Genomic DNA, 21,304 nt, shown 5'->3' on the forward strand with positions numbered 1-21,304 from the left:
CCATTTGCATGCTTTCTCTATAGGAAGCACTTAAAAAACGAGACTGAAAAACAGCCTCGTTTCACTATACCATATTATTGCTTTGCTAGTACAACTAGCTCATCCCCTGGCATAACAGCTATATATTTATACAATGTTGAAAAAGTAAGACTACCATCTCTATGGCGAATAAATAGTATTAAATCCTCTGAATCGATTTCTTCTTTATTAATCTTTTGTTCTTCTGCAACTTGTATCGTTTTAAACGTATAACCATCTTCAATTTTTCTATTTAATTCTTCATAAATTTCATTTTGACCAAACAGTAAATGAGCTTTTTTCGAAAGGGAAATGCGTTCTTGTTCAATCTTTTCCACATCATGGATTGGAAGTAAAAATGTATTATGATGTCCAAACTGCGGTACGTATGTATTTGCGACTAATACATTATAAGAATCCGTATCTGTAACTGCAATTAAGTATTCGTACTGATTCATATCAACTTCAAATTGTAATTGTTCAGAAAGTACTTGGCCATTATATGTATTAAGCCCTTTCACCTTTGCACATTGCAAATGCTCTTCTGATACATCTACAATTAAGCTTGGAATACCCATCTCTTTACAGTGCAATGCAAAAGCAGATGAGAATGTACTCGCACCTGAAATTAAAATTCCTGGTGGCTCCGTATTCGCCAATCCCAATCTTTTCGCTAAAAATCCAATTGAAAATCCATGAGCACAAACGGTCGTAATAACGAGTGCAAATGTAAGTGCCGTTAATATAGAAGCATCTTTATAACCTTCTTGTAATAACTCCGTCGCAAAGTAACTTGAAACCGTTAATGCAACAATACCTCGCGGCGCAATCCAGCCAACTAGCGCCCGTTCTGCTTTTGTTAACTCTGTGCCGATTGTCGATATCCAAATCGATAAAGGGCGTACAACAAATAGCATCATAAGTACGAAGCTTATAATAGGCCAGCTGAAAATCTCCATAATCGTTGTTCTTGGAAGGGATGCTGTTAATATGATAAAAACAGTCGACGTTAGTAGCACAGAAATATTTTCGTTAAAATGACGAATATCACCGATAGAAGAAATATATTTTTTCATCCGCGCAAGCGTAATCCCCATTACTGTCACAGCTAGCATACCTGTTTCATGCATCACTTCATCCGCAATGCCAAAACATAACAGTACCGTAACTAGCAAAATTGGGGCTTTTAAATATTCTGGTACTTTTCCCTTTAAAATCATATAGCTCATAAAAATACTAAATACATAACCGAGTACCATTGCAAATAATGAACCTGCAAAGAAGTACAGCAACGTATGTAATTGTACATTTTCTTTCGTTAAGAAATTTACAATTTGAAAGGCGAATACAGCAAGCAAAGCGCCAAATGGATCAACGATAATCCCTTCCCATTTTAAAATTGCAGCTGTTCTTGGTTTTAATCGCGCTTGGCGTAACAACGGAATAATTACCGTTGGACCTGTCACAATAAAAAGTCCTCCAATAATAAATGCAACCGCCCAATCTAATCCAGCGACGTAATGAGCTGCAAGCGAGCCAGCAATCCACGCGATAAACGCACCAAACGTAACGATACGAAATACTGGTTTTGATAGCCCCCTCAGTTCACGTATATCTAAACTTAAACTACCCTCAAACAATATAATCGCAACAGAGAGTGATACGAGTGGACTAAAAACATCCCCAAGCACCTCTTTTGGATTAATAATACCGAAAACCGGACCAATTAATAATCCAGCAACTGCCATAACAACAATCGCAGGAAGCTGGAAGCGCCATGCAGTCCATTGTGAAGCAATACCTAATGTAATAATAATAACGATACTAAGTAAAAGTGATTCAACCATAATGCCCTCCTTGTTCATAGTATTGCGACAGCAAAGTATAAACCATACTTTACTTCTATATATTTTCGATTGATTCTATTTACATAATATATAACCAAGTTAAATATATAGTCAACAGGAGGATATTATACTACATAAAGTGAAACTTTAATCAGCCCGCCCCCCACCTAACTTCTTCGCTTTCGCTAAATTTTGAGGTGGGGGTCTTACTGCCCAACAAATAGCGGGATTAAAAATATTATCATAATTTAAGATTACCATTGACATTGATAATGATTTTCATTATCATTTAATGTATATGAGTTCTCGAAAATAAAGGCTACAACTTATAGGAGGAATAAACATGATTATTGTTACAAATACAGCTAAAATTACAAAGGGAAATGGACATAAATTAATTGATCGTTTTAATAAAGTAGGTCAAGTGGAAACAATGCCAGGATTTTTAGGATTAGAAGTTCTTCTAACGCAAAATACAGTTGATTATGATGAAGTAACAATTAGCACACGCTGGAATGCAAAAGAAGATTTCCAAGGTTGGACGAAGAGCCCAGCATTTAAAGCTGCTCACTCCCATCAAGGCGGAATGCCAGATTATATTCTTGATAATAAAATCTCTTACTATGATGTAAAAGTTGTACGTATGCCAATGGCTGCAGCACAGTAAACATATTTCTTTTTTAAAGTATAGAATAGGAGAAGCGTTACCACTTCTCCTATTCTATACTTTTTTATTTACTGTCTTTTTACTAGTTTCGCATGTACGACTAATCTTCCTGCTTCTGGATCAAGTGCATAGTCACATGTAGAAAGTGTTATAATTTCATCATTAGCCGTCAATTTCGTATCCGTTTTGTAAAGGGATTTATCTTGAATTTGCTTTAAGAACGCTGTATACGCTGCATCGCTTTCAAAATCCGTTTCAATGTAATAAAAGTCCGTCGTTGTCGTATATACTGAAAAAACTTCAACGTCGTATCCTTCAAATAATGTATCGTAATACAATTTACGATGGGACATGAAGAAATCTTCATCCAACATCTTTTTTAAACTTCCAAACATAGAACCGTCCTTCATACGATGACCATATAAAATAGTATTTCGGTTTTGAGATTTCACATCATTACGATAATCCATAAAAATACTTCCCGCTCTCATATCCTCGCCTTTATAATTACGAAATAAATAGTAATCATTATCCTTCGCTTGAACGATTGGATAATTGATTTGTGTATCATCCATCGTAATCCATCCCACTATTTCTGGATTAATTTTTTGGAGAGCTTGAAACTGTTTACGTACTTCCCCATCTTCTGATTTTCCTTCCATTGGACTTCTCTTATAAATATGTTGCGCTTCAGCCATTACTTTACGATTTTCATAATAATCCATGAAAATCCCACCCAATTCATACATTGAATAGAAAAAGATTCCTAAAAATACAATTGTAAGTATTCGTTGAAAAAAAGAATTCTTTTTCCGTTCTTTCTTACTATTCAAATTATCACCTCAAAACGGATTATGCCCAGCCTTTAAATTCCCATTGGTACCATGTATAACCCTGTATCTTCGTCTTGTTTTACAACGACATCTACACCATATATTGCTTTAACCATTTCTTCTGTTATTACCTCATTAGGATTACCTTTCGTAACAATTTCCCCATCTTTCATAACGATAATATGATCACTATAACGAATGGCTTGATTAATATCATGTAGTACCATCACAATCGTTAATCCATACACTTCATTTAACTCTTTCACTAACTCTAATATTTCTAGCTGATAATAAATATCTAAATATGTTGTCGGTTCATCTAAGAAAAGCATTGGTGTACTTTGAGCTAATGTCATCGCGATCCAAACTCGCTGTCTCTCTCCGCCCGATAAAGCATGAATTGGCTTTTCACGCTTACTTTGCAAATTTGTACATGTTAGTGCACGCTCAATTGCTTCTCTATCTTCATCAGTTTGCGAAGAAAAAACATTTTTATATGGCATACGCCCAAAGCTTATTAGTTTTTCCACTGTAATATCTGCTGGCGCCTCATTTTGTTGATGGACAACAGCTAACTTTCTAGCAAACTCTTTCGGTTTATACTCACTAATCGTTTTTCCATCAAGTATTACTTCCCCACTATTAGGAGCATGATTTCTAGACATAACACCAAGTAATGTTGATTTTCCGCAACCATTCGGACCAATGATTGTTGTAATTTTCCCAATCTCTATTTCACTACTAACAGACTTTAAACGATTTGTTACATTATCATACGAAAAGGTTACATTTTTAATTTCCATGAACTTTATCACTCTTTCTAAGCAAGAATATTAAGAATGGTCCACCAATGACTGCCATAATTGTTGCTGCTGGAATTTCATTAGGTGGCACAATTAACCTTCCAATCGTATCCGCCGTCAAAATTAATAACGCTCCTGCAAGTGCAGAAAATGGAATCAACACTTTATGGTCTGAACCAACTAGTTGTCTCGAAATATGCGGAACAAGTAATCCAACAAAAGCAATGACTCCTGCAATCGCTGTTGATACTGCCGCTAAAAGTACTGCAATAGCAGAAATAATAAGACGAACTCTCGTCACGTGCAAACCTAAGTTTTTCGCAGTCTTATCTTGTAGCGATAATAAATTACACCAAGCTCCTACAAACAGTGCAAGAATAAGACCAATTGTTCCATACGTAACCATTATTTCTACATCGCTCCACGTCTTCATCGTTATATTAGAAGTCGTCGTTTGCTTAATACTCTTAATGAAATATCCACAAATCGTAATGAAAGATTCATTTAATCCAGTAAACATCGCATTAATAGCTATACCAACTAAAATAATACGAAGTGGACTTAACCCTGACTTCCATGAAAAGGCATAAACGAGATAACACGCAAACGCACCACCTAAAAAGGCGAATACTGGTGTCCAGAAAAAGAATTGCGGGAATAACGTAATAATAACAAGTGTCATAAAACTTGCTCCTGAAGATATACCGATCACTCCAGCATCAGCGAGTGGATTTTTCATAACAGCTTGAAAAAGCACACCAGAAACAGCAAGAGCCGCCCCAGTAAACAGTGCAATAATAATACGTGGGAAACGTAAATCTTTAATGACTTCAACATCTTCATTTGCCCCTGTAAATATCCCTTGCACAAGGTCAACAATACCTACTTCTAAACTCCCTTTCATTGCTGACAATGACGTCATAACAATAAGCAATACAGTAACAATGAAGAAACTCCAAGTTTTTTTATTCATTTCACTCTTCCTTTATATGAAAATGCATCACGGATACATCATTTTCTTCAATTCATCTAAAGCTTCGATTGCTGCTAAATTTCCTGTCGTTCCAAATAAACGCTCTTCTAAATCGTAAACACGATTATTTTTAACTGCAGCGAAGTGTTTCCAAATATCATTTGTTTTAAATTCTTTATCAAACATTTTTACAACTTCATCAGGCATACCATGAGCTGCTCGTAAAATAATATCCGGATCAGCTTTCTTTAAATACTCTGTATTAGAAGCTAAATATTCTACTTGTTCACCTTGTACAATGTTTTTACCACCTAATTGTTTCACTAAATCACCAATATAGGAATGCTCAGTTGCTACTAAATAGCTCCCCGGTACACCTAATAAAATAAGCACTGTCGGTTCTTTCTTTCCTTTTACTTCTTTTTGAATGCTAGCAACCTTTTTATCTAACTTCGTTACAACTGCTTCAGCCTGCTTTTCGCGTCCATATTGCTTACCTAAATTACTAATGGAATTTTGCATATTTTTTAAACTAGTTAAGTCCACAAAATTTGCTTTCATACCTACACCGTCAAACACTGGCTTTAATTCATATTCAAGTGTTGTCACGGATAATACTTCTGACGGCTTTAACGACTTTACTTTTTCCATATCAGGACTCATCGGATTCCCGACTTCAGCTAAACCTTTATATCTTTTTGGTAAATCTTTCGTACTCGTTGGCACACCAACTAAATCTACTTCTAACGCATCCATAATTTCAGTAACAGCGACGGTCGTTGCAACAACCCTCTCTTTATCTTCACTCTTTGCCGGCTTCGCTGTTTCTTTTTTTTGTGGGGAGCAACCAGCTATACTCACTAATAAAATGATAGCCATTAGTACACTTGCAATTTTCTTCACTCTTAATCACCACTCCTTTCCAAACAATATGAAACAAGTCTTGATGCGCCCGAAAACGCATCAAGACTCCCAAAATTACAATCTACCAGCTCTATATTTACGAACTAGTAAAGCGAGTGACCCAAGCAGTAGCACCATGTATAAACCAAGCTGTGCTGTATCTGCAGTTTTTGAGTTTTTCTCTTTTTTCGCATCATTATTTGTAGCTTCGTTTTTCTTTTTACCATCTGCATTTCGGTTAAAATCAGGAGTTCCTACTGTTTTTACATTATCTACTTTCGGTGTAGTTACTGGATTTTTCGAATCATTCTTCGGATTTTTTTGGGGATCCTCTTTAATCGTTCCTAACGCACCAATATTATTTGTATCAAATTGGATTTGTACATCGTAGAAATGATGGTAGTTCATTTCGTTAATATCTACTTTTACTTTTGCATTTAATTTTGCAAATAAATCACTTACTTCAAATTGCACTACTCTCGTATTTGCATTTTTATCTTCGCTCACTATTTTCGCATCAGCAAATAGACCATTGTTTTCTGTTTGGAATTTCGTAATCCACGCACTATTTTTCAGTGTCATCTCAATGTACTTTTTACCATCTTTAACGATTAATTTTGCTGGATGCACAGTATAGTCATGCATCTTTGAAAGTTCATTTGTTTTGTCTTTTAACACTTTAAATGGAATATCGTATTGACCATCTACTAAATTTTTCGGATCAACGATTACTTTCGGCTTATTATCTCCTTCTTGGTTATTGTTTCCACCTTGGTTGTCATTTCCACCTTGGCTATCGTTTCCGCCCTGGTTGTCGTTTCCACCTTCGTTGTTGTTTCCACCTTGGTTGTTGTTTCCATCTTCGTTACCTGAAACTTTAATACTATTTTGATCAAACACAAATTGAACATCGTAGAAATGGTGATAATTCATCGCATCAATATCTACTTTTACTTTTGCATTTAATTTTTTTGATAAATCATCTACTTCTATTTCTACTACCTTTGTGTTTTTTTCTTTGTTCTCACTTAACGCTTTCGCGTCAACGAAAGAACCATTTTTTTCATACTCAAACTTTGTAATCCACGCACTATTCGTTAATGTAAACGATACATACTTCTTACCATCTTTTACTTTTAATACACCTGGACTCTTTGTATATGTGTCCATGATTGAAATTTCTTCTGTTTTATCTTTTAAAACTTTAAAACCAATGCTATATTCACCATCTTTAAGAGCTTTTGGATCAATGGTTGTGTTATTGCCTTGGTTATTGTTTCCACCTTGGTTTTCGTTTCCGCCTTCGTTGTTGTTCCCACCTTGGTTATTGTTTCCGCCTTCGTTGTTGTTTCCACCTTGGTTTTCGTTTCCGCCTTCGTTGTTGTTTCCACCTTGGTTTTCGTTTCCACCTTGGTTTTCGTTTCCACCTTCGTTGTTGTTTCCACCTTGGTTTTCGTTTCCACCTTCGTTGTTGTTTCCACCTTGGTTTTCGTTTCCACCTTCGTTGTTGTTTCCACCTTGGTTTTCGTTTCCGCCTTCGTTGTTGTTTCCACCTTGGTTTTCGTTTCCGCCTTCGTTGTTGTTTCCACCTTGGTTTTCTACTGGCTGAATGCTATCTTTATCAAATGCAAATTGGATATTGTAGAAATGATGGTAATTCATTGAATCAATATCTACTTTCACTTTTGCATTTAACTTTTTAGATAAATCGTTTACTTCTACTTCCACTACGCGTGTATCAGCCTTTTTATCTTCACTTAATACACTTGCATCAATAAACGAACCATTTTTCTCAAATTCAAACTTTGTAATCCATGCACTATTCGTTAATGTGAATGATACATATTTTTTACCGTTTTTTACCTTTAACACGCCTGGACTTTTTGTATACGTATTCATCATTGAAATTTCTTCTGTTTGATCTTTTAAAGCTTTGAAATCGATGCTGTATTCACCATCTTTTATTGTGTCAGCATCTGGATTCTTGTTTCCATCTGGTTTTTCTACTTCTGGCTTTTTATCTTCATCCGGTTGCTTTTCTTCGTTCTTAATTGGCTCAAGTTTTTCTTGATCAAATGAAAGCTGTACCTCATGCGTTTGTTTATAATTTCTTGATGCCATTTCAATAAAAACTTTTGCATTTAGTTTTTTAGATACATCGTCTACTTCAAATTCTACGACTCTTGTATCTTTTTCTTTATCTTCACTCACTACTTTTGCATCAATAAATGCACCATTTTTTTCCGTTTGAAAATTTTTAATTAATGAGCTACTTTTTAGTGTTACAAATGCTTTTTTCTTACCGTTTTCTACTTTTAATACTCCTGGATTTACCATGTAAGTATTCATCTTAGATTCTTCATCTGTTTGATCTTTTAACACTTTAAATGGAATGCTGTACTCTCCATCTGTAATTGTGTTAGAATTTGGTTGTTGATCTGGGTCAGGCTTTTGGTCGGGCTTCTGACTTGGATCCGGTTTTTCATTTGGATCTGGCTTATTTGCTGGATCCTCTTTTTCATTTGGCTTTTCTACATGAACTGGTGTAATACTGCTTGAATCAAATTTGATGCGAACATCAAAAACATGATGATAATTCATCGCATCGATATCGACTTTGACTTTTCCATTTAAAACGTTTGCTACATCTGCCACATCGAATTCTACTACTCTAGTATTCTTCTCTTTATTCTCTTCAATCACATTTACATCAACAAACTGACCATCTTTTTCTGTTATAAACTTCGTAATCCATTCACTATTTTTTAAAGTAAATGAGACTTTTTGTTTGCCATCTTTTACTTTTAAAGTAGCTGGACTTATAACATAATCATTCATCTTAGATACTTCATCCGATGTATCTTTAAGAACTTTAAAACCGATTGAATATTCACCGTCAGCTAATTGAGTCGCTGCTTGAACTGCAAGAGGTTGTAATGTTGATACGAATGTAAATATCATTAAGAACATCGCAACAACAATTTTAAAATATCTATTCAATGGAATACCGCTCCTTTATTTAGTTTTGACGTACTTTACGAATGAAGAAAACTCCTGAAATAAGGATTAACGCTGCAAATAATCCGATACTTGCTTCATCGCCTGTTTTTGGGTTATCTGTTTTTTCAGCTTTACCACTTTCATTTGTTCCTTTGTTCGCTTCTTTATTTGCTTCTTTACTCTCTTCTTTTTTCACTTCTTCTTTTAGTTTTGTATCTGTTTTTGTTTGATCGTTATTCTTTGTTACAGCTGTTGCTTTATTTTCTCCACCTACCGCTTTTACATTTGCATCAAATGCAAAGCGAATTGTGTAGTTATGGTCATAATTTACGTTTGGTACAACAACATGAATTTTTGCAGCTGCTGGTTTAGATAAATCATCTATTTTAAACTCTACTGTTCTTTTATCTGCCGATTCATCTTTACTAACGACTTTTGCATCAACAAAATTCCCGTTCTCAGGTGCTTTAAATTCTGTAATCCAAGCACTATGATTCATCGGGATTTGCACTCTCATCTCACCATTTTTCACAACTAGCTTAGCTGGTTTTTCAAAATAATCATTTGCCATTGAAGCTGAATCATTTTCCGCTTTTTGAATGACATAGTTAATATCGTAAGTACCGTCAGCTAGTTGTGCTGCAACTTTCTCATATGGCATGACAAGAAAAGCTAGCATACATACGAACGTTATAATAAAAGCGGGTAATACAGAAATCTTTCTCATTTGGCTTACTTCCTCCTTGTTTATCTTTCATCCATACTTTTTTGAAAATGATAATTATTCTCATTATATTAGAAAAAAATAATAATCTTCTATCCTTATTTAATTGTAATTTGTTTATGTAATACAGATATTATTGATTATCATTCTCAATTCATGTTAAAAATAATATCCCTCTCTATTCTTTATAAAGAGCGATTCGTATTTTAACATAAGTCCCTATTTTCCTTTGATTATCATTCTCAATAAAGCTCAAAAAAATAAAACTAACCATTTTTCTACTCTATCACCTCTATCTACCAAAATGATATCGTTATAGAAAGTCTTATACCTTTCACTCCTCACTTTCCTTCCAATATTTCCACAACTAAATCAATCTTAGCCTACTCATAATTTTTTTGTCAACTATATTACGTATAAAACTTTAAATATCTGAATTTCCTTATATATGGCTTTTTCTACAAAAAAAGAGGCTTTCTTTCATAGAAAGCCTCTTTTCTCTATTTTTCTACAGCAACTTCTTTCTTTTGAAACAATGAAAAGACATATCCAATTACAATACCTACTAGAGCAGGAACGAACCAACCAATCCCAACACTATATAATGGAATTTTATTTAAAATTGGTGTTAATGCTGCAATCTCAAGATTTGCATTGTGTAACCCATCAAAGAAACTAATCATGAATGCTCCTACAATACCACCTACATACATGACTAAAGGAAGACGAATATAGTTTTCAACAAGTGATAATACAATAAGCACGATACCAATTGGGTAAATTGCAATTAAAATCGGTAATGCTAATGCATTTAACTGAGTTAATCCAAGATTCGCTACCATAAATGCTAATACGCAGAAAATGAAAACAACCTTTTGATAAGAAAGTTTTGGTAATAAAGAAGAGAAATATTCTCCGCAAGCTGCAACAATACCTACAGAAGTTGTTAAACATGCTGCTGTAATTGCGATTCCTAATAATAGAGTTCCGTAACTACCGAATAAATGATTTACAACGTTTGTTAAAATAATCCCTCCGTTGGCTCCCATTCCAAGAGAGACACTAGAAGCTCCAAGATAAGCAAGCGCTAAGTAAACGAGTAGTAAACCAAGTGCCGCAATAAATCCTGCAAAAATTGTTACTTTTGCAATGCTATTTTTATTTGTAATACCTTTTTCTTTTAACGCATGAATTACAACATTTCCGAATACAAGTGCTGCAAGTCCATCTAAAGTTAAATATCCGTCAATAAAACCTTTAAATAGCGGAGCACTATATGCTTCTGTTGGTGCACCAAATTCACCCATTGGTGTAATAAGTGCTTTCACTACAATAATTGCAATAACAGCTAATAAAATCGGAGTTAATACTTTACCGATGCGGCCCACTAATTTTGATGGGTTTAAAGCTAAATAGAAAGTGAGAGCAAAGAAAATAAATGTAAAGATAACAAGTGGATACGATTGACCAGCTATTTCACTTGGTAAAAATGGTGCAACACTCATTTCATAAGCAACCGTTCCTGTACGCGGCACACTTACAAATACGCCTAAACATAAATAAATTGCAGTAATAAAAACTAGTGCGAATATAGGGTGTACACGCCCTGCTAGCTCATTAATATCTCCCTTTAAAGCTATAACGATAACGCCTAATAAAGGCAATCCAACGCCTGTTACGACAAAACCAAATAGTGCGATCCATACATCTGTTCCAGCGCCTTGTCCTAATGCTGGTGGAAAAATCATATTACCCGCACCGAAAAATAGTGCAAATAACATTAAACTTATTGCAAACATCTCAGAAAACTTTAAAGATGATTTCATTTCTACTAACCTCCTAATTTAAATTTAACAAAATATTCTGAATTAAAATCCGTCATATATCCTCTTTCAAGCATACTTCCCCGTAAAAGAACGCAAAAAACACCCGTCCCTAACAAAGGGACGAGTGTTGAAATCGTGGTTCCACCCTTATTCTAATAAAATGAATTTATAACGAAATAAGCTCATTTTATAGCTCGTGTAAATTGATAACGGTTTTATCCGCCAAGAATTACAATGCATTATACATGCAGTTCACTCTTGAAGTTTAGAGGTGGTAAGCTTGTCTTTTCGTATTAGGAAGCTCACAGCCTAAGGCTTCCCTCTCTGAGAATCGTAAAATACAACTCATGTCCTCATCATTACTTTTATAAAATATCTTGTCGAAACTTGTTGTTTTTTATTATATGGGCTATTTTTTAAAAAATCAATAGTTTTATTTTTTCTGACAAAAAAATATAGGGAGAAAATTTTTCCTCCCTATAACTGTCCTATTAATAATTCTAATTCTTCAGCTGTAATGTCTCGCCACTTTCCTACTTCAAGATCATTTAGCTCTATATTCATAATACGTTCTCGCTTTAACTTTTTTACAGTAAACCCGAAAACCCGGCTCATTCTACGAATTTGTCTGTTCATTCCTTGCGTTAAAACGATGCGAAACGTAGACTGATCTACTCTCGTCACTTTACACGGCTTCGTCATTCCATCTTTAATCTTTACACCGCTGGACATCTCATTAATAAACCAATCTGTAAAAGGTTTATCAACTGTAACAACATATTCTTTCTCGTGCTCATGATCACCGTGTAAAATTTGATTGGCAATCCCGCCGTCATTCGTTAATAAAATAAGTCCTTCTGACGCTTTATCTAATCGTCCAACAGGAAAGATACGCCCTGGGTAATTAATATAATCAATAATATTACCTTCAATATGATCAGCTGCTGTACAAGTAATACCAACTGGCTTATGAAAGGCGATATACACCTTTTCTTTCTCTTCTTTTGCAATAACCTGTCCATCAATCGTTACAACATCACCTTCATTAACAAGTGCACCGTGCGTACATATTTCGCCGTTAATCGCTACGCGCCCGGCTTTAATAAGGCTATCTGTTTCGCGTCTTGAGCAGGATTTTGCTTCGCTTATATATTGGTTGATTTTCATAGCTTATTCCTTTTCATATATATTAAAAGCGTCAATCTATGGCAATATCATTATGCCACGATTGACGCTCGTTTACTTCGCAAAAACAACTAAATAAATAACCCCAATCACCAAAAATATTCCGCAACAAGCTAACAATACTTTTGCAAGTTTGTCCATAAACATATAATGGTTTCCCCTTTGTTTCGTTGTTTTCTATTTTAATTCGACAACTGTTACACCTAGGCCTCCCTCGCCCATATCACCGTAACGGAATGTTTTCACACCACGATGCTTCTTCAAGTAATCTTGTACACCTTGGCGAAGTGCTCCTGTTCCTTTACCGTGAATGATTGATACGCGAGGATAGCTTGCAAGCTGGGCATCGTCTAAATATTTCTCAACGCGCGCCATTGCATTTTCAAATCGTTCACCACGAAGGTCAAGTTCTAAAGAAACGTGATAGTCTCTACCTTTTACTGTTGCAACTGCTTTTTTCTCTGTTTGCTTCGGTGTGTTAATGTATTCCATATCGGACTCTTTTACTTTCATCTTCAGAATACCGATTTGTACGCTCCACTCTGTATCGCTTACTTTTTCAAGTAATTGACCTTTTTGACCGAACGTTAATACTTTTACTTCATCACCTGCGCGCAACTGTTGTTTCGGCGCAGTGTTTTTCACGTTTACTTTTTGTTTCTTCACAAGCTCTGGCGCTGCGCCTTCTAGACGGCTCTTCGCTTCAATTAGCTCGTGATCTTTCACGTTTGCAAGCTGTGCTTTGCGCAATTGACGAAGTTCTTGAATAATGCCTTCTGCTTCTTTCTTTGCAGCTTCGACTTTTTCTTCTCCTTCTTTTTGCGCTTTTAATAATCGTTCATCACGTTCTTCGTTAAATTCAATAATTTGACGTTGTAATTCGCGATGCAGTTTTTCAGATTGCTTGCGAAGCGCTTCTGCTTCGTTCCAGTCACGCTCTGCATTCTTTTGACTTTCTTCTAGCTTCGCAATCATATTTTCAATTTTGTTTGTATCTGTACTAATGTGGTTACGCGCTTGTTCAATGACGCGATCAGATAATCCAAGGCGTTTCGAAATTTCAAAGGCATTACTACGTCCTGGTACACCGATTAATAATTTATACGTTGGACTTAACGTGTTTACGTCAAACTCAACGCTCGCATTAATAACTTGCTCACGGTTATATCCGTATGCTTTTAATTCTGGATAATGCGTCGTAGCAACAACGCGAGCACCACGATTACATACTTCATCTAAAATTGAAATGGCTAGTGCAGCCCCTTCTTGTGGGTCTGTTCCAGCACCTAACTCATCGAATAAAACTAAGCTTTCAAAATCAGCTTTTTCTAAAATATCAACAATGTTCACCATATGTGAGGAGAACGTACTTAAGCTTTGTTCAATCGATTGCTCATCACCGATATCAGCAAAGATATTTTTGAATACACAAATCTCTGACTCATCCATTACTGGAATGTGAAGACCAGATTGCGCCATTAAAACACAAATACCAACTGTTTTCAGTGTAACTGTTTTACCACCTGTATTCGGTCCCGTAATAACAATTGTCGTGAAATCTTTCCCTAACATAATGTTATTTGGCACAATAACTTCTGGATCAATAAGCGGATGACGTGCCTGTCTTAAATCCATATAACGCTCGTTATTTACGATTGGTTTTGTTGCTTTAATTCGCTTCGCATAGAAAGCTTTCGCAAAGATGAAGTCAAGATTTGCAACTACTTCTACGTTTGATAAAACGATATCCGCTTCCACTGCCACTTCTTCTGTTAACATTAATAAGATGCGTTCGATTTCTTGTTTTTCTTTCACACGTGCTTCTTGAAGCGCGTTATTTAATTCTACAATGACTTGCGGTTCAATAAATAACGTTTGTCCAGAAGCTGATTGATCATGAACAATACCGCCATATACGCCGCGGTATTCTTGTTTTACTGGGATTACGTAACGCTCATTACGAATCGTTACAATCGAGTCAGACAGCATCTTTTGCGCGTTTGAAGAACGCGTCATATTTTCTAACTTTTCACGAATACGGCTTTCCGCAGTACGAATTTGAGTACGAATACCACGCAGTTTATCACTTGCGCTATCGACTACTTCACCGCCGTCACCGATGCAATTTGTAATTTTCTTTTCTAAATCATATAAAGATACAATTTGAGCGACATGAGTTTCTAAAATCGGAAGCTCGACACCATTATCAACCATATCTTCAATGAAACGTTTCATATTGCGACTACCATACATCGTATTTGCAATATCAAGTAGTTCATTCGGACTTAACATACTTCCAATCTTTGCACGCTTCACATTGGAGCGAATATCCGTAATACCCCCTAATGGTGCACTACCCTTTAGACGAATAACTTTCGCTGCTTCATCCGTTGTATCTTGCATTTCTACAATTTCTTCAAAATCAGTGCTCGGCACTAAATGCTTCACTTTGTCACGACCAAGTGAAGAGGCTGTATGTTCAAGTAATTGTTCTTTTACTTTATTGTATTCTAATACACGCAACGTTCTTTCTAACATGTTGCAGGTCCCCCTTGTGTTACTTATTACGTTTAATATAGTCTAATAAACGTTCAATATCCCACGTGTTAATCACGTTATCTTTTTGAATCCAACCTTTACGTGCTGCCGCTACGCCTGTTTCCATATCTTCTAACATTTCAAGTGTATGAGCATCCGTATTAATCGCTACTTTTACACCAGCATCTTGTGCTTGTTTTAATAATTTTGCGCTTAAATCTAAACGGTTTGGATTCGCATTTAATTCTAAAACTGTATTTGTTTCTTTTGCGAGTTCGATTAATAAGTCTGTATCTACATCATAACCTTCACGGCGTCCAAGAAGACGTCCTGTCGGATGAGCAATCATTGTGACATGCTTATTCTCTAGCGCAGCACGAAGACGTTTCATAATCGTTTCACGGTCTTGTGAGAAGCTAGAGTGAATTGCTCCAATGACATAATCTAATTCTGCTAATACTTCATCATCAAAATCAAGCGAGGCATCCGGTAAAATGTCCATTTCAATTCCGCGTAAAATTGTAATGTCTGGATACTTTTCGTTCATACGTTCAATTTCTTTCGCTTGTTCACGAAGGCGCTCTTTCGTTAAACCGTTCGCTACTTTCAAGTATTGTGAGTGATCAGTAATCGCCATAAACTTATATCCACGAGCACGGCATGCTTGTACCATCTCTTCAATAGAAAAAGCACCGTCACTCCATGTTGTATGCATATGTAAATCACCTTGTATATCGGAAAACTGAATTAAGTTCGGATACTCTTTAATTAATTCAATTTCTTTTCCATCTTCACGCACTTCTGGCGGGATAAATGGAAGACCGAAATGAGCAAAGAATTCTTCTTCCGTCTCAAATGTTTTCACTTCACCTGTTTCCAAGTTCTCTACACCGTACTCACTAATTTTCTCGCCTTTATCTTTTGCGATTTGACGCATTTTTACGTTATGGTCTTTTGATCCTGTGAAATGGTGAAGAGTTGTAATAAACTCTTCTGGTTTTACTAAGCGAAAATCAATTGAAATATCATATTCATATTGAAGACGAACAGAAACTTTCGTATCCCCGCTCGCGATTACTTCAATCATATTATCAAATTGTAGTAAATGCTCACGTACTGCAGCTGGTTCTGTCGTTGCAATAATAAAGTCTAAATCTTTTACTGTTTCACGAACGCGGCGCAAACTACCAGCGCGAGAGAAACGAATTACCTCAGCAATATTCGACAATTTCTCTTCTATTTCCCCGGCAATAGGCAATACCATCGCGATTGGTAAACGCTCTGGACGAGATCCTACTTGATCGATTGCTTCTAATATTTTCTCTTCTGTTTTTTTGCCGAAACCAGCTAAAGCTTGTACTTTATTTTCCTCACAAACCGCTTTTAGCGATTCCATATCAACAACACCAAGTTCTTTATATAACTTAGCTACCTTTTTACCACCAAGGCCTGGCAATTTTAATAACGGTAATAAGCTACTTGGCACTTCTTGTTCAAGCTCTTGTAATACTTCAGATGTTCCCGACTCTATATATTCTTGAATAACTGCCGCTGTTCCTTTTCCAATGCCCGGAATCTTCGTGAAATCTTCAATCTCAGAAAGACTACGATCATCACTTTCTAATGCTGCTGCCGCTTTACGAAATGCAGATATTTTAAATGGATTCGCGCCCTTTAGTTCCATAAAAAGCCCGATTGTCTCTAATAATTTGATAACTTGTTTTTTATTTACTTTCATCATTACCCCGCCTTTCTTTCATAGAAAAAAACTTCTCTTTCCGAAAAAAGAGAAGTTATACTCTGCTACCTGTCTGCCATAGTTCCTTCACCTTTTCAGAGAGAATCGGTGTATCGTCTACAATTATTTTGCTAATTGATGATTGTTGTAATGGTGTTTGTAATTGTTCAATCGGAAGAATGTTTCCAATGATAATTAAGACAAACAAAATAATATATACTTCTAAAAATCCGAGGAGTGCCCCCGCAAACGCATTTACTTGCTTTAAAACCGGTATTTCTGCAAACATATTTAACAAATTACCAAGTAATGAAAGTGCAATTTTTGTAATAATAAACAATATGATAAACGCAAGCGCTTGATAAAATACTGTCTCAATATTATTTGCATCAATCCATTCTGGAACAGATACGTTTTTATCAAATGGATACGGAATAAATTTCGCAAGTGCTGGCGCTAAATCTTTACAGTACCAGTATGCAACAAGGTATGCGATAATAAAGCTTGTTAACTTTACAAGTTGCAGAATAAACCCTCTGCGTAAGCCGAGGAAAAATCCCATAACAAGCAGTAAAATGATAATAATATCAATCATGTTATTCCATTCCTTTTTTTGTCATACTTTCTTTCAATTTCTCATGTTCTTCTTTTAATTTTATGTAATCGTGTATGACGTTTACCGCCGTCAATACCGCTAGTCTACTCGTGTCAAGCGAAGGATTCTTGGCATTGAGTTCGCGCATTTTATCATCCACAATCGCTGCTACCATGCGGATATGACTTGTACTTTCATCGCCAACAACTGAATATTGCTGACCATAGATTTCTACATTAATTCGACTTTTCTTTCCCTTTTGTTGTGACAACTCACCGGCCTCCAATCACGTACAGAATCCTAAAGTTTATCATACCATGAACCTTCATAATATGGAAACAGAAAGAACAATCCGATATGATAAAAATAACAATATAAAAAAAGGGGTGACCATTATGTCAAATTCTATCGTAATTCAAACAAATTCTACAGTAATTGAAGACATGAAACAACAATATAAACATTCGCTTAGCCCGAAAACTCCACAAGGCGGAATCTTCATGGCAAAAGTGCCATCTTGCACAATCACAGCGTATAAATCTGGAAAAGTAATGTTCCAAGGTGGACGTGCTGAAGCAGAAGCTTCTCGTTGGCAAACTGTCTCTCAAACACCGAAAACAGCTGTAAAAAGATCTGTTGATTCACACCGTTATGCACCGCCTGCTTCCATCGGTACAATGTCGATCGTAGGGTCAGATGAAGTGGGTACTGGTGATTTCTTCGGACCAATGACAGTCGTTGCTGTATATGTAGATGCGAAGCAAATCCCACTACTAAAAGAGCTTGGTGTAAAAGACTCTAAAAACTTAAATGACGAACAAATTACTGCCATTGCGAAACAACTTCTTCACGTTGTCCCTTACAGCTCTCTCGTTCTTCATAACGAAAAATATAACGAGCTATTTGATAAAGGAAACAACCAAGGTAAGTTAAAAGCTTTACTACACAATAAAGCTATTACAAACTTATTAGCTAAAATGGCACCTACAAAACCTGAAGGCGTCTTAATCGACCAATTTACACAACCTGATACATACTACAAATATTTAGCAAAACAAAAACAGGTACAGCGTGAAAATGTTTATTTTGCGACGAAAGGCGAAAGCGTCCATTTAGCAGTAGCCGCCGCCTCCATTTTAGCTCGTTACTCATTCGTAAAACAATTTAACGAACTAAGCAAAAAAGCTGGTATGCCCCTTCCAAAAGGTGCAGGTAAACAAGTTGATATCGCCGCCGCTAAATTAATTCAAAAGCTTGGTAAAGAACGATTACCTGAGTTTGTGAAACTGCATTTTGCTAATACGGAAAAGGCGTTTCGCTTACTAAAATAGTATCGACAAAAACAGGAGCCTACAAACTCCTGTTTTTTATTTTATCCTACTATTGTTCTTATAGTTTTGTTATAATCATAATATACAGATTATTCTAACATAGGAGGAGATCCCCATTGCTACTTCTACAAATGATTCTAAATATTTTACTAGGTGATCCACACGAAAGGCAGTTTGAAATTAGAGAAAACATTCAGCTGCTAAGTGAACAACGAGAGTTCAACGATTTAATAGAGCGTTATGGCCGATCTTTCTTATTAAACTTGCGGATTCGCAGATTTATCGGAAAACACGATGCCCGCTTGTTAATACATAATCCAACAAAACTACAACACTTCTGTGAGGAACTTGAATGTATGATTAGAAAAAGGAGGTTTTTCATATGAACGCTGTAAAAGTAAAAAAAGTATTATATGCTTTCGTACACCTCGTAGGTCCACTTTCTTACCTCACTATTTCTACCATTTGGGGCGCTTTTTTCACTACTAAATCTACATTCGAAAATATATCTGATAATCTTGGTGTGATGGCCATCTATTATGTGCTCATGAGCTTACTTTGGTTTTTCTATTTAGATCGAATAGACAAAGATGTAGATAACATTACAAAAGAAATTAACGATAAGAAGATGTAATACATAAAAAAAGGAGAGTCGCCAAGACTCTCCTTTTTATGTTAGCTTTGTTTCTGCTTCTTATTAGATGAAGATACTTTATGAGAACCTGTTTCATGTGTTGTCGTTCCTTGTCCTTCTACTTCTGGAGAACCTAGGCCCGATCTTGAATGATCTTTTTTCACTTTTTTACTCATTTATATTCACCCCTTCGCGTTACTTTTTGCTACGGGAGAATAAACTATGCAAAATAAAAAGCGAGAGGAAATCCTCTCGCTTTTTTCATATTTTAGAATTCAGAAGAACCTGGAGTTCTTGGGAATGGAATTACGTCACGGATGTTAGCCATGCCAGTGATGTACATTAGGAAGCGCTCGAAACCTAGACCGAATCCAGCGTGTTTTGTACCGCCGTATTTTCTAAGTTCTAAGTACCACCAGTAGTCCTCTTCTTTCATGCCTAATTCTTTAATTCTATCTACTAAAACGTCCATTCTTTCTTCACGTTGACTTCCGCCGATTAATTCGCCGATGCCAGGAACTAGAAGGTCAGTAGCAGCTACTGTTTTACCGTCATCATTTAAGCGCATGTAGAATGCTTTAATGTCTTTCGGATAGTCCGTTACGAATACAGGGCGTTTGAAGATTTCTTCTGATAAGTATCTTTCATGCTCTGTTTGTAAATCAATACCCCATTCTACTGGGTATTTGAAGTCAGCACCTGATTCTTGAAGTACTTTAATTGCTTCTGTATAAGTGATGCGACCGAAGTCAGAGTTAATTACGTTGTTCATACGCTCTAGAACTGTTTTATCAACGAAGCTGTTGAAGAATTCCATTTCTTCTGGTGCATGCTCTAATACGTATTTCATTGCATATTTCAGCATATCTTCTGTAAGGTTCATTACGTCACCTAGTTCAGCAAATGCAATCTCAGGCTCAACCATCCAGAACTCAGCTGCGTGGCGAGTTGTGTTTGAGTTTTCTGCACGGAATGTAGGTCCGAATGTGTATACATCACGGAATGCTAATGCATAAGCTTCAGCGTTCAGCTGTCCACTTACTGTTAAGTTTGTTTCTTTGCCGAAGAAGTCTTTTGATTCATCAACTTGTCCGTCTTCACCTTTTGGTACGTTGTTTAAATCTTGCGTTGTTACGCGGAACATTTCGCCCGCACCTTCTGTATCACTACCAGTAATGATTGGTGTGTGAACATGTACGAATCCACGCTCTTGGAAGAATTGGTGAATTGCAAATGCTGCGATAGAACGTACGCGGAACGTTGCAGAGAATGCATTTGTTCTTGGACGTAAGTGAGCGATTGTACGTAAGTATTCAAACGTATGACGCTTCTTTTGAAGTGGGTAATCAGAATCTGATAAGCCCTCAATATCAATTTTTTCTGCTTTAATTTCAAATGGTTGTTTCGCTCCAGGCGTTACAATTACTTTACCTTCTACTTTAACTGAAGAGCTAAGTGGAAGTTTTGCAATTTCTTTGAAGTTATCTAATTCTGTATCGAAAACGATTTGAACGCTTTTGAAGAAGCTACCGTCGTTTAATTCGATGAAGCCAAATGCTTTTGAATCACGTAAATTACGAATCCACCCTGATACTTGTACTGTTTGACCTGCGTATTTATCTGTATCTCTATACAGACTTTTTACTAATGTGTTTTCCATAGTGAAATTCTCCTTTGCTGATATATTTA

General features: G+C 36.1%; 19 protein-coding genes and 1 other annotated feature. Of the genes, 4 read left to right on the plus strand and 15 right to left on the minus strand.

Annotation, left to right across the window (positions count from 1 at the left end; all coding sequences use genetic code 11):
* Positions 1-74 precede the first annotated feature (74 nt).
* Positions 75-1,865 (minus strand): cation:proton antiporter, encoded by a 1,791-nt coding sequence (locus ACTFSI_RS05140; protein WP_000230341.1) that lies wholly within the window; start codon positions 1,863-1,865, stop codon positions 75-77.
* A 343-nt stretch (positions 1,866-2,208) separates the two neighbouring features.
* Here ACTFSI_RS05140 and isdG point away from each other — a divergent pair, with 343 nt between their 5' ends.
* Positions 2,209-2,532, plus strand: a complete 324-nt coding sequence (gene isdG / locus ACTFSI_RS05145) for a heme oxygenase (RefSeq protein WP_000587815.1) — start codon at positions 2,209-2,211, stop codon at positions 2,530-2,532.
* 68 nt (positions 2,533-2,600) lie between these two features.
* Here isdG and srtB read toward each other — a convergent pair whose 3' ends face one another.
* The 12 genes from srtB to zapA form a co-directional block, all read right to left on the minus strand.
* Positions 2,601-3,365, minus strand: coding sequence for a class B sortase (srtB, locus tag ACTFSI_RS05150; protein ID WP_001086117.1), 765 nt, complete (start codon positions 3,363-3,365; stop codon positions 2,601-2,603).
* Between the two features lie 32 nt (positions 3,366-3,397).
* Positions 3,398-4,168: an ABC transporter ATP-binding protein gene (locus tag ACTFSI_RS05155; protein ID WP_000403755.1), complete on the minus strand. Its 771-nt coding sequence runs from the start codon at positions 4,166-4,168 to the stop codon at positions 3,398-3,400.
* On the minus strand, positions 4,158-5,141 hold the full coding sequence (locus ACTFSI_RS05160; RefSeq protein ID WP_001036822.1) for a FecCD family ABC transporter permease: 984 nt from the start codon (positions 5,139-5,141) through the stop codon (positions 4,158-4,160). The genes ACTFSI_RS05155 and ACTFSI_RS05160 overlap by 11 nt, the downstream gene beginning before the upstream one ends.
* Positions 5,142-5,168: 27 nt before the next feature.
* On the minus strand, positions 5,169-6,044 hold the full coding sequence (gene isdE / locus ACTFSI_RS05165; RefSeq protein WP_000717360.1) for a heme ABC transporter substrate-binding protein IsdE: 876 nt from the start codon (positions 6,042-6,044) through the stop codon (positions 5,169-5,171).
* Between the two features lie 75 nt (positions 6,045-6,119).
* On the minus strand, positions 6,120-9,044 hold the full coding sequence (locus ACTFSI_RS05170) for an NEAT domain-containing protein (RefSeq protein ID WP_440045254.1): 2,925 nt from the start codon (positions 9,042-9,044) through the stop codon (positions 6,120-6,122).
* 19 nt (positions 9,045-9,063) lie between these two features.
* Positions 9,064-9,771 carry a heme uptake protein IsdC gene (isdC, locus tag ACTFSI_RS05175; protein WP_044790616.1) on the minus strand — a complete coding sequence of 236 codons (708 nt, stop codon included), beginning with the start codon at positions 9,769-9,771 and terminating at the stop codon, positions 9,064-9,066.
* 497 nt (positions 9,772-10,268) lie between these two features.
* A complete protein-coding gene (gene brnQ6, locus ACTFSI_RS05180; protein ID WP_000842665.1) occupies positions 10,269-11,594 on the minus strand; it encodes a branched-chain amino acid transport system II carrier protein BrnQ6 in 1,326 nt (441 codons plus the stop codon).
* Between the two features lie 113 nt (positions 11,595-11,707).
* Positions 11,708-11,963, minus strand: a binding site (T-box leader).
* 108 nt (positions 11,964-12,071) lie between these two features.
* Complete coding sequence (locus ACTFSI_RS05185; protein WP_000700755.1) at positions 12,072-12,761, minus strand: 23S rRNA pseudouridine(2604) synthase RluF; 690 nt, start codon at positions 12,759-12,761, stop codon at positions 12,072-12,074.
* A 195-nt stretch (positions 12,762-12,956) separates the two neighbouring features.
* The gene (locus ACTFSI_RS05190) at positions 12,957-15,317 is read right to left on the minus strand and encodes an endonuclease MutS2 (RefSeq protein ID WP_000893733.1); all 2,361 of its coding nucleotides are present in this window, start codon (positions 15,315-15,317) and stop codon (positions 12,957-12,959) included.
* A gap of 19 nt (positions 15,318-15,336) precedes the next feature.
* Positions 15,337-17,055, minus strand: coding sequence for a DNA polymerase/3'-5' exonuclease PolX (gene polX, locus ACTFSI_RS05195; RefSeq protein WP_000867555.1), 1,719 nt, complete (start codon positions 17,053-17,055; stop codon positions 15,337-15,339).
* Positions 17,056-17,110: 55 nt separating this feature from the next.
* On the minus strand, positions 17,111-17,650 hold the full coding sequence (locus ACTFSI_RS05200; protein ID WP_000565413.1) for a CvpA family protein: 540 nt from the start codon (positions 17,648-17,650) through the stop codon (positions 17,111-17,113).
* A 1-nt stretch (position 17,651) separates the two neighbouring features.
* Positions 17,652-17,921 carry a cell division protein ZapA gene (gene zapA / locus ACTFSI_RS05205; RefSeq protein WP_000082701.1) on the minus strand — a complete coding sequence of 90 codons (270 nt, stop codon included), beginning with the start codon at positions 17,919-17,921 and terminating at the stop codon, positions 17,652-17,654.
* A gap of 124 nt (positions 17,922-18,045) precedes the next feature.
* On the opposite strand from zapA, the gene rnhC reads away from it, so the two are divergent.
* The 3 genes from rnhC (at position 18,046) to ACTFSI_RS05220 (ending at position 19,615) form a co-directional block, all read left to right on the plus strand.
* Complete coding sequence (rnhC, locus tag ACTFSI_RS05210) at positions 18,046-18,981, plus strand: ribonuclease HIII (protein ID WP_262734732.1); 936 nt, start codon at positions 18,046-18,048, stop codon at positions 18,979-18,981.
* 116 nt (positions 18,982-19,097) lie between these two features.
* On the plus strand, positions 19,098-19,367 hold the full coding sequence (locus tag ACTFSI_RS05215) for a hypothetical protein (protein WP_044790618.1): 270 nt from the start codon (positions 19,098-19,100) through the stop codon (positions 19,365-19,367).
* On the plus strand, positions 19,364-19,615 hold the full coding sequence (locus ACTFSI_RS05220) for a hypothetical protein (protein ID WP_138321036.1): 252 nt from the start codon (positions 19,364-19,366) through the stop codon (positions 19,613-19,615). The genes ACTFSI_RS05215 and ACTFSI_RS05220 overlap by 4 nt, the downstream gene beginning before the upstream one ends.
* Before the next feature lie 41 nt (positions 19,616-19,656).
* On the opposite strand, the gene ACTFSI_RS05225 is transcribed toward ACTFSI_RS05220, so the two are convergent.
* Together ACTFSI_RS05225 and asnS are read right to left on the minus strand one after the other, a co-directional pair.
* Complete coding sequence (locus ACTFSI_RS05225; RefSeq protein WP_000039589.1) at positions 19,657-19,791, minus strand: YuzL family protein; 135 nt, start codon at positions 19,789-19,791, stop codon at positions 19,657-19,659.
* Between the two features lie 92 nt (positions 19,792-19,883).
* Positions 19,884-21,275: an asparagine--tRNA ligase gene (gene asnS, locus ACTFSI_RS05230; RefSeq protein WP_000432166.1), complete on the minus strand. Its 1,392-nt coding sequence runs from the start codon at positions 21,273-21,275 to the stop codon at positions 19,884-19,886.
* Positions 21,276-21,304: the final 29 nt, after the last annotated feature.

This window comes from Bacillus cereus group sp. MYBK101-2 (assembly GCF_051918845.1).
Lineage (GTDB): Bacteria > Bacillota > Bacilli > Bacillales > Bacillaceae_G > Bacillus_A > Bacillus_A paranthracis.

Bases quoted from the DNA above. Each gene is read 5' to 3' on its own strand.
- ACTFSI_RS05185 (WP_000700755.1), bottom strand. From the start codon at position 12,761: ATGAAAATCAACCAATATATAAGCGAAGCAAAATCCTGCTCAAGACGC.
- polX (WP_000867555.1), bottom strand. From the start codon at position 17,055: ATGAAAGTAAATAAAAAACAAGTTATCAAATTATTAGAGACAATCGGG.
- ACTFSI_RS05140 (WP_000230341.1), bottom strand. From the start codon at position 1,865: ATGGTTGAATCACTTTTACTTAGTATCGTTATTATTATTACATTAGGT.
- asnS (WP_000432166.1), bottom strand. From the start codon at position 21,275: ATGGAAAACACATTAGTAAAAAGTCTGTATAGAGATACAGATAAATAC.
- isdG (WP_000587815.1), top strand. From the start codon at position 2,209: ATGATTATTGTTACAAATACAGCTAAAATTACAAAGGGAAATGGACAT.
- isdC (WP_044790616.1), bottom strand. From the start codon at position 9,771: ATGAGAAAGATTTCTGTATTACCCGCTTTTATTATAACGTTCGTATGT.
- ACTFSI_RS05155 (WP_000403755.1), bottom strand. From the start codon at position 4,168: ATGGAAATTAAAAATGTAACCTTTTCGTATGATAATGTAACAAATCGT.
- ACTFSI_RS05160 (WP_001036822.1), bottom strand. From the start codon at position 5,141: ATGAATAAAAAAACTTGGAGTTTCTTCATTGTTACTGTATTGCTTATT.
- ACTFSI_RS05200 (WP_000565413.1), bottom strand. From the start codon at position 17,650: ATGATTGATATTATTATCATTTTACTGCTTGTTATGGGATTTTTCCTC.
- ACTFSI_RS05190 (WP_000893733.1), bottom strand. From the start codon at position 15,317: ATGTTAGAAAGAACGTTGCGTGTATTAGAATACAATAAAGTAAAAGAA.
- brnQ6 (WP_000842665.1), bottom strand. From the start codon at position 11,594: ATGAAATCATCTTTAAAGTTTTCTGAGATGTTTGCAATAAGTTTAATG.
- rnhC (WP_262734732.1), top strand. From the start codon at position 18,046: ATGTCAAATTCTATCGTAATTCAAACAAATTCTACAGTAATTGAAGAC.
- ACTFSI_RS05220 (WP_138321036.1), top strand. From the start codon at position 19,364: ATGAACGCTGTAAAAGTAAAAAAAGTATTATATGCTTTCGTACACCTC.
- ACTFSI_RS05225 (WP_000039589.1), bottom strand. From the start codon at position 19,791: ATGAGTAAAAAAGTGAAAAAAGATCATTCAAGATCGGGCCTAGGTTCT.